Annotated in this window: 11 protein-coding genes; 4 read left to right on the forward strand and 7 right to left on the reverse strand. The window is 67.7% G+C overall.

Annotation, left to right across the window (positions count from 1 at the left end; genetic code table 11):
• Window positions 1-15: 15 nt before the first annotated feature.
• The 4 genes from ACLJK8_RS05990 to hydA are packed head-to-tail and all read right to left on the reverse strand — an operon-like array spanning window position 16 to window position 3,176.
• On the reverse strand, window positions 16-810 hold the full coding sequence (locus ACLJK8_RS05990; RefSeq protein ID WP_413149191.1) for an ABC transporter ATP-binding protein: 795 nt from the start codon (window positions 808-810) through the stop codon (window positions 16-18).
• On the reverse strand, window positions 807-1,214 hold the full coding sequence (locus ACLJK8_RS05995) for a hypothetical protein (protein WP_413149192.1): 408 nt from the start codon (window positions 1,212-1,214) through the stop codon (window positions 807-809). Before ACLJK8_RS05995 ends, ACLJK8_RS05990 begins: the two co-directional genes overlap by 4 nt.
• The gene (locus ACLJK8_RS06000) at window positions 1,207-1,719 is read right to left on the reverse strand and encodes a hypothetical protein (RefSeq protein WP_413149193.1); all 513 of its coding nucleotides are present in this window, start codon (window positions 1,717-1,719) and stop codon (window positions 1,207-1,209) included. Before ACLJK8_RS06000 ends, ACLJK8_RS05995 begins: the two co-directional genes overlap by 8 nt.
• A 2-nt stretch (window positions 1,720-1,721) precedes the next feature.
• Window positions 1,722-3,176, reverse strand: coding sequence for a dihydropyrimidinase (gene hydA / locus ACLJK8_RS06005; protein ID WP_413149194.1), 1,455 nt, complete (start codon window positions 3,174-3,176; stop codon window positions 1,722-1,724).
• 133 nt (window positions 3,177-3,309) lie between these two features.
• Here hydA and ACLJK8_RS06010 point away from each other — a divergent pair, with 133 nt between their 5' ends.
• Together ACLJK8_RS06010 and ACLJK8_RS06015 are read left to right on the forward strand one after the other, a co-directional pair.
• Window positions 3,310-3,690 (forward strand): ArsR/SmtB family transcription factor, encoded by a 381-nt coding sequence (locus tag ACLJK8_RS06010; protein WP_413149195.1) that lies wholly within the window; start codon window positions 3,310-3,312, stop codon window positions 3,688-3,690.
• A gap of 1 nt (window position 3,691) precedes the next feature.
• Window positions 3,692-4,216 carry an SRPBCC family protein gene (locus tag ACLJK8_RS06015; RefSeq protein ID WP_413149196.1) on the forward strand — a complete coding sequence of 175 codons (525 nt, stop codon included), beginning with the start codon at window positions 3,692-3,694 and terminating at the stop codon, window positions 4,214-4,216.
• Window positions 4,217-4,226: 10 nt separating this feature from the next.
• Here the strand turns inward: ACLJK8_RS06015 and ACLJK8_RS06020 are convergent, their stop codons facing one another.
• The 3 genes from ACLJK8_RS06020 to ACLJK8_RS06030 are packed head-to-tail and all read right to left on the reverse strand — an operon-like array spanning window position 4,227 to window position 7,136.
• Window positions 4,227-4,535, reverse strand: coding sequence for a hypothetical protein (locus tag ACLJK8_RS06020; RefSeq protein ID WP_413149197.1), 309 nt, complete (start codon window positions 4,533-4,535; stop codon window positions 4,227-4,229).
• A complete protein-coding gene (locus ACLJK8_RS06025) occupies window positions 4,532-5,788 on the reverse strand; it encodes a Zn-dependent hydrolase (RefSeq protein WP_413149198.1) in 1,257 nt (418 codons plus the stop codon). The genes ACLJK8_RS06020 and ACLJK8_RS06025 overlap by 4 nt, the downstream gene beginning before the upstream one ends.
• Before the next feature lie 10 nt (window positions 5,789-5,798).
• A complete protein-coding gene (locus ACLJK8_RS06030; RefSeq protein ID WP_413149199.1) occupies window positions 5,799-7,136 on the reverse strand; it encodes an aspartate aminotransferase family protein in 1,338 nt (445 codons plus the stop codon).
• A 200-nt stretch (window positions 7,137-7,336) separates the two neighbouring features.
• On the opposite strand from ACLJK8_RS06030, the gene ACLJK8_RS06035 reads away from it, so the two are divergent.
• Together ACLJK8_RS06035 and ACLJK8_RS06040 are read left to right on the forward strand one after the other, a co-directional pair.
• Window positions 7,337-7,987: a TetR family transcriptional regulator C-terminal domain-containing protein gene (locus ACLJK8_RS06035; protein ID WP_413149200.1), complete on the forward strand. Its 651-nt coding sequence runs from the start codon at window positions 7,337-7,339 to the stop codon at window positions 7,985-7,987.
• A gap of 258 nt (window positions 7,988-8,245) precedes the next feature.
• Window positions 8,246-10,147: a potassium transporter Kup gene (locus tag ACLJK8_RS06040; protein WP_413149201.1), complete on the forward strand. Its 1,902-nt coding sequence runs from the start codon at window positions 8,246-8,248 to the stop codon at window positions 10,145-10,147.
• Window positions 10,148-10,208: the final 61 nt, after the last annotated feature.

Here is a 10,208-nt window from a genome sequence, read left to right on the forward strand (position 1 = left end):
GAAACGGGGCGCCCGTCACAGGGCGTCGCCATGCCCCGCGCGGAGGCCGTCGCGCACCCGCGCGGCGATCTCGAGGAAATCCGCGCTCTCGCGGATATGGAGCGGCCGTTCGCGGGCCAGCGGGCTCTCGATCACATCCGTCACCCGACCGGGCCTCGGGCTCATGACCACGATCCGGGTCGAGAGATAGACCGCCTCCGGGATCGAATGGGTGACGAAGCAGATCGTCTTCCCCGTCCGTGCCCAGAGCGACAGCAGTTCCTCGTTCAGCCGGTCGCGCACGATCTCGTCGAGCGCGCCGAAGGGCTCGTCCATCAGCAGGAGATCGGCGTCGAAGGCGAGCGCGCGGGCGATCGAGGCGCGCTGCTGCATCCCGCCCGAAAGCTGCCACGGATATTTCTTCTCGAAGCCCGCGAGTTCCACCATGCGGAGCACATTCGCGACCCGCTCCTCCCGCTCGGCCTTGGGATAGCCCATGATGCGGAGCGGCAGGCGGATGTTGCCGGCGATGGTGCGCCAGGGGAGAAGCGCCGCCGCCTGGAAGACATAGCCATAGGCGCGCGCCCGGCGGGCCTCGTCCGGGCTCATGCCGTTCACCGTGAGCGCGCCGCCCGTCGGTGTCTCGAGCGCGGCGACGCAGCGCAGGAAGGTGGTCTTGCCGCAGCCCGAAGGGCCGATGAAGCTCACGAATTCGCCCCGCCCGATCGCGAGGTTCACGTCGCGGAGCGCCTGAACCGGGCCGTCCGCGGTCTGGAACACCAGATCGAGATCCGTCGCCTCGATGACGGGCCAGCTGGCGGGTTCGCTCACACGCCGCTCCCGAGGCCGGCTGAGGGCGAGCCCCAGTGGCCGCTGACCGGGCGGCTCCGCATGACGCCGCTGACGAGCCCGCCATCCGAACCCGGATCGCCCGAGAAGAGCAGGATGCCCGAGACGCCATCCTCGCAGAGAATGCCTCCGAAGGCGGCGGGCCGTCCGGTCTCGGTCTCCGTCGTCGGATGGAGATCGCCGCCGCAATCGCTCCCGGTCGTGGAGGTCAGCGAGACGGAATCCCCGAACCGGCGCGAACGGGAGCCCTCGTAGCGCGTGGCATTGTCGCTCGTCGCCACGACCACCGGCGCGCCCGGCGTGAAGGTCGAGCAGCCGGCGGGAACGGCGGCGAGGGCCGCGAGGGCCGCGCCGCGCATCCAGCCGCCTCGAAACGGATCAGTCACGCCGTGCCTCCATCGGTCCGAAGAAGAGATGCCAAACCCGCTCGCGCCCGACGACTTCCGCCAGTTCCCGAAACGCCGTGTAGACGAGAAAGAGCGCGGTCAGCCAGAGCTGGATCATCGTGAACCGCGCCCAGGTGAATTGCGCCGCCAGCGCCTCCACGCCTTGCCCGAGGTGCGGATCGGCGCGCCAGGCCTCGAAACCGCCTTCCAGCAGGCGCAGCAGCGAGGTGATGAGCGAATAGAGCAGCGTCTTCCAGACCACGTTCCAGATCAGCGGCCGTTCCGGGAACCGGTTGAAGAACGGCGTCGCATCGGCGATGAGCACCGCCTTCGCGCAGATGAGCGCCGAGATGACGGCGGTCGCGTAATGCATGAGCCCGCCCGGCGCCCTCGCGAGTTGCGCGGTGAGCGCGAGCAGGTTGAAGGCGAGGAGAAAGAACAGGAAAGGCGGCACCATGTGCCGGATCTCCCGCGCCAGCCAGCCGCCCCACACCGCGCCGGTCATCGTCAGACGCCGGAGGCGGGAATGCCCGACCGCTCGACCGGGCGCGGCGCGGTCAGTTCCTTCCAGGCCGAGAGCGCCTTCGAGACCGGCCCGGCGGGCGGCCGGGCGACGAATTCCCCATGCCCCTCGGCGGGTTTCAGCGCGCCGTCGTCGACCATCACCCGGCCTCGCGACAGGACATAGCGCGGCAGGCCCGCGACGCGCTTGCCCTCGAAGACGTTGTAGTCGATCGCCGACTGCTGGGTCGCGGCCGAGATCACCTTCTCCTTCTTCGGGTCGAGCACGACGAGATCGGCATCCGACCCGACCAAAACCGCGCCCTTCCGGGGATAGACGTTGAGGATCTTGGCGATATTGGTCGAGGTCACGGCGACGAATTCGTTCGGGGTCAGCCGCCCGGTCTCGACGCCATAGGTCCAGAGCATCGGCAGCCGGTCTTCCAATCCCCCGGTGCCATTCGGAATCCTGGTGAAATCGCCGACGCCGAACCGCTTCTGCTCGGTCGTGAAGGCGCAGTGATCCGTCGCCACGCAGGAGAGTGTGCCGCTCGCGAGCCCGGCCCAGAGCGAGTCCTGATGCCGCTTGTCGCGGAACGGCGGCGACATCACCCGGCGCGCGGCATGGTCCCAGTCCGGGTTGAAATACTCGCTCTCGTCGAGCGTCAGATGCTGGATCAACGGCTCGCCCCAGACGCGGCGGCCGAGCATCTTGGCCCGCCGGATCGCCTCGTGCGCGTCCTCGCAGGAGACATGCACGACATAGAGCGGCACGCCCGCCATGTCGGCGATCATGATCGCGCGGTTCGTCGCCTCGCCCTCGACCAGCGCGGGGCGCGAATAGGCATGGGCTTCCGGCCCGGTATTGCCCTCGGCCATCAGGCGGGCCTGCAGTTCGGCCACCACGTCGCCGTTCTCGGCATGGACGAGCGGGATCGCGCCAAGCTCGGCGCAGCGGCGGAACGAGGCGAACATCTCGTCGTCGTTCACCATCAGGGCGCCCTTGTAGGCCATGAAATGCTTGAAGGTGTTGATGCCGCGCTCGGTCACGGTCTTCATCTCGTCGAAGACCTGCTCGCCCCACCAGGTGACGGCCATGTGGAACGAATAGTCGCAATGCGCGCGGCCGGACTTGTTGTCCCACATCTTGAGCGCGTCGAGCAGCGACTGGCCCGGGTTCGGCAGCGCGAAATCGACCACCATCGTCGTGCCGCCCGAGAGCGCCGCGCGGGTGCCGGAATCGAAATCATCCGAGGAATAGGTGCCCATGAAGGGCATTTCGAGATGGGTATGCGGGTCGATCCCGCCCGGCATCACGAAGGCGTCGGTGGCGTCGAGCACGGTGTCGCCGGTGAGGTCGGGCCCGATCGCCGCGATCCTGCCGCCCTCGATCAGCACATCGGCCTCATAGCTCAGATCGGCGGTGACGATGGTTCCGCCCTTGATGACCGTGCTGCCCATGACTTCCCTCCGTCTTGCCCGTGGCACCGTCACCTGAACGCGTTTCGGCGCCGCCGGCAAGGGCGGAGGTGCGTGCGTCGGATCATTTCACGAATCAGTTGAATGATGCGGCGGATCGGTGTAATTCAATGGTATGGTTGAATCAGAAGCACAGGCCCTCAACGCGATCTTCCACGCCCTCGGCGATGCCACACGGCGGCGGATGCTGCGCGATCTCGCCGCTGGCGAGCGGACGGTGGGCGAACTCGCCGAGCCTTTCGACATGTCGCTCGCGGCCGCCTCGAAACACATCAAGGTGCTGGAGGGCGCCGGGCTGATCCATCGCGAGATCCGCTGGCGCACGCATGTCTGCCGGCTCGCGGCGGAACCGCTCGCGCGGGCGCATGACTGGCTCGGCTTCTACGAGCGCTTCTGGACCGACCGCCTCGACGCGCTGGAACGCCTGCTCCGCGAGGAGGATGCGAAGGCGGCCGAGGACTCCGGGAAGGCCAAGGAAGGACACAAGGATGACTGACATGGCAACGATCGACGCCTATGGCGTGCTGAGCGAACCGATGACGCTGACGATCCAGCGCATTCTGCCGGGACCCGCCGAGCGGATCTGGTCCTGGCTCACCGAAAGCGATCTGCGCGCCCGCTGGCTGGCCGCGGGTGACATGCGGCCGGAGGTTGGCTCCGCGTTCGAGTTCGTCTGGCGCAATGACGAGTTGACCGATCCTCCGGGCGCGCGGCCCGAAGGTCAGGGCGGTGAGCACCGCATGGCCTCGAAGATCGTCGAATTCGACCCGCCCCGCCGGCTCGTCTTCACCTGGGACGAGAGCGGCGATGTCTCGATCGATCTGGAACCGAAGGGTGACCGGGTGCTGCTCACGCTGACGCATCGCAGGCTGCCGCGGCGGTCGATGCTGGTCGGGGTCGGCGCCGGCTGGCATGCCCATCTCGACATCCTCGAAGCCCGCGCGAGCGGCGTGGAGCCGGAACCGTTCTGGGACCACTGGGCGAAGCTCCGCGACGCCTACGAGGCGCGTATCCCCGCCTGAGCGCCTGGCGTCAGCCGAGCGCGTCCCTGAGCGCCTCGGACTCCGCCTCGGGCAGCGTCAGCCCGGCGCGCAACGCCTCGGTCACGATCCGCGCTGCGAGCCGCGGCTCCATCCGCACCATCGCGCGCCGCCGCCCAAGCGCGCAGGTCAGCGCCCCGTCGGCGATCTCGCGTTCGTAGACCGCGAGGCTCGCCCGCGCCGGCGCGTCGAACCAGACCAGCGCCGCCGCGCCCGCGGGCTCGTGGAAATCGGCGTCGAGATCGGGCGAGACGAAGGACTCGCCACCCATCTCGATCTCGAAGGCGCCGAAGCCGCTCACGCCGGGACCACCCCGGCCGTCTCCAGCACAGCATGGAACAGCACGTTGGCGCCCTTCTCGGCCCAATCCGGGGTGATCTCCTCAGCCTCGTTGTGCGAGAGCCCGTCGACGCAGGGGCACATCACCATCGTCGCCGGGGCGACCTTCGCGGCCCAGCAGGCGTCGTGGCCGGCGCCCGAGATGATGTCGCGATGGGAGTAGCCGAGTTTCACCGCCGCGCCGCGCACGGTCTCCACGAGCTCCGGCGCGAAGGTCACCGGGTCGAAATGCCCGACCGGCTCGACCGAACAGCCGACGCCAAGATCCGCGCAGATCCGCGCCGCCTCGGTCTCGACCCTGGCGCGCATCCGGTCGAGCTTCTCCTGATCGGGCGAGCGGATATCGACCGTGAAGACCACCGTCCCGGGCAGCACGTTGCGAGAATTGGGCGAGAATTTCACCTGGCCGACACCGCCGACGGCGTTCGGCTGCTCGCTCATCGCGACCTCCTGCACCATCTCGAAGATCCGCGCCATCGCGAGCCCGGCGTTCACCCGCATCGGCATCGGGGTCGAGCCGGTATGCGCCTCCTTGCCCGTGAGGGTGAATTCGAGCCACCAGAGCCCCTGGCAATGGGTGACGACGCCGATCTCCTTCTCCTCGGCTTCGAGGATCGGGCCCTGTTCGATGTGAAGCTCGTAATAGGCGTGCATCCTGCGCGCGCCGACCTCCTCATCGCCCTTCCAGCCGATCCGCTCCAGTTCCGCGCCATAGGTCGCGCCGTCGAGATCGGCTCGCGCATAGGCGTAGTCGAGATCGATCACCCCCGCGAAGACCCCGGATGCCAGCATCGCCGGGGCGAAGCGCGCGCCCTCCTCGTTCGCCCAGTTGGTGACGACGATCGGATGTTTCGTCCTGATACCGAGGTCGTTCATCGACCGCACCGCTTCGAGCGCGCCGAGTACGCCCAGCACGCCATCGTACTTGCCGCCCGTGGGCTGGGTGTCGAGGTGCGAGCCGACATAGACCGGGAGCGCGTCCGGGTCCTCGCCGGGTCGCGTCGCGAACATCGTCCCCATCGCATCGACGCCCATCGAGAGCCCGGCCGCCTCGCACCATGTCTGGAAGAGCGCGCGGCCGTCGGCATCGGCGTCGGTCAGCGTCTGGCGGTTGTTGCCGCCCGCGACCCCGGGGCCGATCTTCGCCATCTCCATGATCGCGTCCCAGAGCCGGGCGCCGTCGATCCGGAAGTTCTCGCCGAGGGTCTCCGCCATCGCCCCGCCCTCACTTCAGCCGCGTCAGAACGTCGCGGAGCGTCCCGACCAGCTGGTCGATCTCGTCTTTCGAGATGATCAGCGGCGGCGACATGGCGATCGTGTCGCCGGTGGTGCGGATCATGATGCCCTTCTCGAAGGCGTCGAGGAAGGCCTGGAAGGCGCGGGCGGTCGGCTGGCCCGCGATCGGCTCCAGTTCCACGGCGCCGATCAGCCCCTCGTTCCGGATGTCGATCACATGCGGGCAGTCGCGCAGGGAGTGCAGCGCCTCGGACCAGTAGGGCGCGAGCTCGGCGGCGCGCTCGAAAAGCCCCTCCTCGCGGTAGGTGTCGAGCGTCGCGAGCCCGGCGGCGGCGGCGATCGGCGTGCCGGAATAGGTATAGCCGTGGAAAAGCTCGATCAGATTTTCCGGCCCGGTCATGAAGGCGTCGTGGATCGCGCCGGTGGTCAGCACCGCGCCCATCGGGATCACGCCGTTGGTGATCCCCTTGGCGCAGGTGATCATGTCCGGCACCACGCCGTATTTCTCCGCCGCGAAGGCCGCGCCGGTGCGGCCGAAGCCGGTGATGACCTCGTCGAAGATCAGGAGGATGCCGTGTTTCGTGCAGATCTCGCGGAGCCGCTGGAGATAGCCCTTCGGCGGGATCAGCACGCCCGTCGAGCCCGCGACCGGCTCGACGATCACGGCGGCGACGGTCGAGGCATCGTGGAGCGCCACGATCCGCTCCAGCTCGTCCGCGAGTTCCGCGCCATGCTCGGGCTGGCCCTTCGCGAAGGCGTTCCTGCCCGGCAGATGCGTATGCGGCAGGTGATCGACGCCGGTCAGGAGCGTGCCGAAGAACTTGCGGTTGTTGACGATGCCGCCGACCGAGATGCCGCCGAAATTCACCCCGTGATAGCCGCGCTCGCGCCCGATGAGCCGGGTCCGCGACCCCTGCCCGATCGCACGCTGATAGGCGATGGCGATCTTGAGCGCGGTATCGACGGCCTCCGAGCCGGAGTTGCAGAAGAAGGCGTGCTCCATCGCCTCCGGCGCGATGTCGATCAGCCGGTTCGCGAGTTCGAAGGCCTTCGGATGGCCCATCTGGAAGGCGGGCGCGTAGTCGAGCTCCGCCGCCTGCTCCTGGATCGCCCGGGTGATCAGCGGCCGGCAATGCCCGGCGTTGCAGCACCAGAGCCCGGCGGTTCCGTCCAGAACCTTCCGCCCATCCGAGGTGGTGTAGTGCATCCCCTCGGCGGCCACGAGCATCCGCGGCGCCTTCTTGAACTGCCGGTTGGCGGTGAACGGCATCCAGAACGCCCTGAGATCGTTCGGGGCCGAGGGTTTGGCTGCGGAACGGTCGGACATCGCTGATTTCCTCGGGGTTGGAGCCTGGGAGACGGGACCACCCGGGAGCGAATATGCTCGACGTCTCGGGCAAACTCTGGTTTTTATGACCAAACGGTCAAAAAAGACGCTACCATTCGCCGCGGCGGCGTCAAGCGCATTCAAGGGAGAGGCCCTCGCGGCATGGTCCGAGTCCAGCGCGCCCCTTACGTATCCGCGCGATGAGTCGCGCCTCCGCCCGCCAGAACCCGACGCGAATCCAGCGCGAGAAGACCCGGGCGATCCTCGCCGCGGCGCTCGATGTCTTCTCCGCCGAGGGCTATCGCGGCGCGACGCTCGACCAGATCGCGGAGGCCGCCCGGCTCTCGAAGCCGAACCTGCTCTACTACTTCGCCTCGAAGGAGGACATTCACCGCGTCCTTCTGGAACGCCTGCTCGACACCTGGCTCGAACCGTTGCGGGGGCTCGATCCCGAGGGCGATCCCGTGGCGGAGATCGAGGCCTATGTCGTGCGCAAGCTCAGGATGGCACGCGACATGCCGCGCGAAAGCCGGCTCTTTGCGGGCGAGGTCCTGTCCGGCGCGACCCGGATCGCCGACCAGATCCGCGGTCCCCTGCGCGCGCTGGTGGACGAGAAGGCCGCCGTGCTTCGCGGCTGGTCCGAGGCCGGTCGCATCGCCCCGGTCGACCCCTATCACCTGATCTTCTCGATCTGGGCCGCGACCCAGCATTACGCCGATTTCGACGCCCAGGTTCGCGGTATTCTCGGGACATCCGAAGGCGCGCATTTCCCGGAAGCGGAACGCTACCTCAGGCACCTCTTCCGGCGCGCGATCACCTCCGAGGCGACGATCGGGCCGGACGAGCCCTGACGCATGGAGCCGCCTGTACTCTTTTCATCACCGGTTCATGTACATACCTGACAAACCGTCGATGCAAGATGAAGGCCGCGCTGTAACGCGCGGCCTTCCGGCCGGATCGCTTCTCCATCGCCACGCCGCGCCATTTGGCGCGGCAAGACACCGCCGAGGTGCGCGGGCATCCGATCACGGACGCCGGCAAGACCGCGCTTGTGAGCGGTGCGAGGCCGCGCTAAAGGGGCGGTCTCGTTTTCTTCCGCGGGACTCGCAATGACAGCTGCCGAGGTAGCTCGCGAACACGGCCCCCATCCGCGATCGCATTTCTGGAAACTCACGCTCGGGTCGGTCGGCGTCGTCTATGGCGACATCGGCACCAGCCCGCTCTATGCGATGCACGAGGCGCTGAACGGCGCGGCGGTCGACGGGCTGACGCAGCCGGAGGTCATCGGCATCGTCTCGATGCTGCTCTGGACGCTGATCCTGATCGTGAGCCTCAAATACGTCGTGCTGATCCTGCGCGCGGACAATCGCGGAGAAGGCGGCACGCTCTCGCTTCTCGCCCTCGCCCAGCGGGCGCTCGGGCGGCGGACGCCCATGCTGCTCGCGCTCGGCATCCTCGGAACGGCGCTCTTCTACGGCGACGCGGTCATCACGCCGGCGATCTCGGTCCTGTCGGCGATCGAAGGCGTCGAACTGATCGAGCCGCGATTCGAGCCCTTCGTGCTGCCGACCACCGCGATCATCCTGGTCGGGCTCTTCGCCGTTCAGAGCCGGGGCACCGAACTCGTCTCGCGCTTCTTCGGCCCGATCACGCTCGTCTGGTTTCTCACCATGGGCGGGCTCGGCCTCTATCACATCAGCGACAACCTCGGCATCCTGCACGCGCTGAATCCGGCGAGCGCGATCCGGTTCGTGACCAGTCACGGCTTCGGCGCGCTGCCGGTAATGGGGTCGGTATTCCTCGCCGTGACCGGGGCGGAGGCGCTCTACGCGGATATGGGGCATTTCGGCCGCGGTCCGATCCGGGTCGCCTGGACGGGCCTCGTCTTCCCCTCGCTCGCGCTCTGCTATCTCGGTCAGGGCAGTCTGGTGCTGGCCCATCCCGACGCGCTCGTGAACCCGTTCTTCATGATGGCGCCCGCCTGGGGGCTTCCGGCGCTCGTCCTGCTCGCGACGGCCGCGACGATCATCGCGAGCCAGGCGGTGATCACCGGCGCCTTCTCGATCACCCATCAGGCGGTGCAGCTCGGCCTGCTGCCCCGGCTCGAGGCGCGGCACACCTCCGAACGCGAGGCCGGCCAGATCTACATGCCCCGCGTGAACTGGACCCTGCTCGCGGGCGTGCTGATCCTCGTGCTGAGCTTCCGCGAATCCGGCGCGCTCGCCAACGCCTATGGCATCGCGGTCACCGGCACGATGGTGATCACCTCGCTGATGGCGATCGTCGTGTTCCGCCGGGTCTGGAACTGGCCCGCGATCGCGGTCGCGGCGGTGATCGCGCCGCTTCTGGTCATCGAGGGTTTCTTCCTCGCCGCGAACTTCATCAAGGTTCACGACGGCGGTTATGTGCCGCTCATCATCGCGGGCATCACCTGTCTTCTGATCTGGACCTGGATCCGGGGCAGCGAGCTCGTGCTGCGCAAGGCGCGCACGGACGCGGTGACGCTCATCTCGCTCATCGGAATGCTGCGCAAGCCCAAGCTCGCCCGCGCGCCCGGCACGGCGGTGTTTCTCACCTCCGACCCGGAGATCGCTCCCTCGGCCCTGATGCATAATCTCAAGCACAATCATGTGCTTCACGAGAGAAACCTCATTGTGAAGGTGAGCACAGCGACGACGCCGACCGTCCCGGAATCCGAGCGCCTCGTGCTCGAACGGCTCGACGAGAACTTCACCCGGGTGACGCTGACCTTCGGCTACATGGAGCAGCCGAACGTGCCGAGGGCGCTGGCGCTCGCGAAGAAGGAGGGCGTGCGGTTCGACATCATGAGCACCTCGTTCTTCCTGAACCGCCGCTCGTTCAAGCCCGCCGATCATTCGGGGATGCCGCTCTGGCAGGACCGGCTCTTCATCGCCATGACCAAGGCCGCGACCGATGCCACCGGCTTCTACCGCCTGCCTGAATTGGCCCCCGTTTCGACCGGACACTTGAGCACAGCCATGGAGGCTTAGGCATATGCCTGAGCACGTGCTTATGTCTGAGATAGAGATCATCACTGATGGCGGCCGTCGG

This window comes from Amaricoccus sp. W119, from assembly GCF_047275745.1.
In the GTDB taxonomy this organism is placed as follows: domain Bacteria; phylum Pseudomonadota; class Alphaproteobacteria; order Rhodobacterales; family Rhodobacteraceae; genus Amaricoccus.

Excerpts from the sequence above, each read along its gene's own strand:
- ACLJK8_RS06000 (WP_413149193.1), bottom strand. The coding sequence starts at position 1,719 with ATGACCGGCGCGGTGTGGGGCGGCTGGCTGGCGCGGGAGATCCGGCAC.
- ACLJK8_RS06025 (WP_413149198.1), bottom strand. The coding sequence starts at position 5,788 with ATGGCGGAGACCCTCGGCGAGAACTTCCGGATCGACGGCGCCCGGCTC.
- ACLJK8_RS06040 (WP_413149201.1), top strand. The coding sequence starts at position 8,246 with ATGACAGCTGCCGAGGTAGCTCGCGAACACGGCCCCCATCCGCGATCG.
- hydA (WP_413149194.1), bottom strand. The coding sequence starts at position 3,176 with ATGGGCAGCACGGTCATCAAGGGCGGAACCATCGTCACCGCCGATCTG.
- ACLJK8_RS06035 (WP_413149200.1), top strand. The coding sequence starts at position 7,337 with ATGAGTCGCGCCTCCGCCCGCCAGAACCCGACGCGAATCCAGCGCGAG.
- ACLJK8_RS06015 (WP_413149196.1), top strand. The coding sequence starts at position 3,692 with ATGGCAACGATCGACGCCTATGGCGTGCTGAGCGAACCGATGACGCTG.
- ACLJK8_RS06010 (WP_413149195.1), top strand. The coding sequence starts at position 3,310 with ATGGTTGAATCAGAAGCACAGGCCCTCAACGCGATCTTCCACGCCCTC.
- ACLJK8_RS06030 (WP_413149199.1), bottom strand. The coding sequence starts at position 7,136 with ATGTCCGACCGTTCCGCAGCCAAACCCTCGGCCCCGAACGATCTCAGG.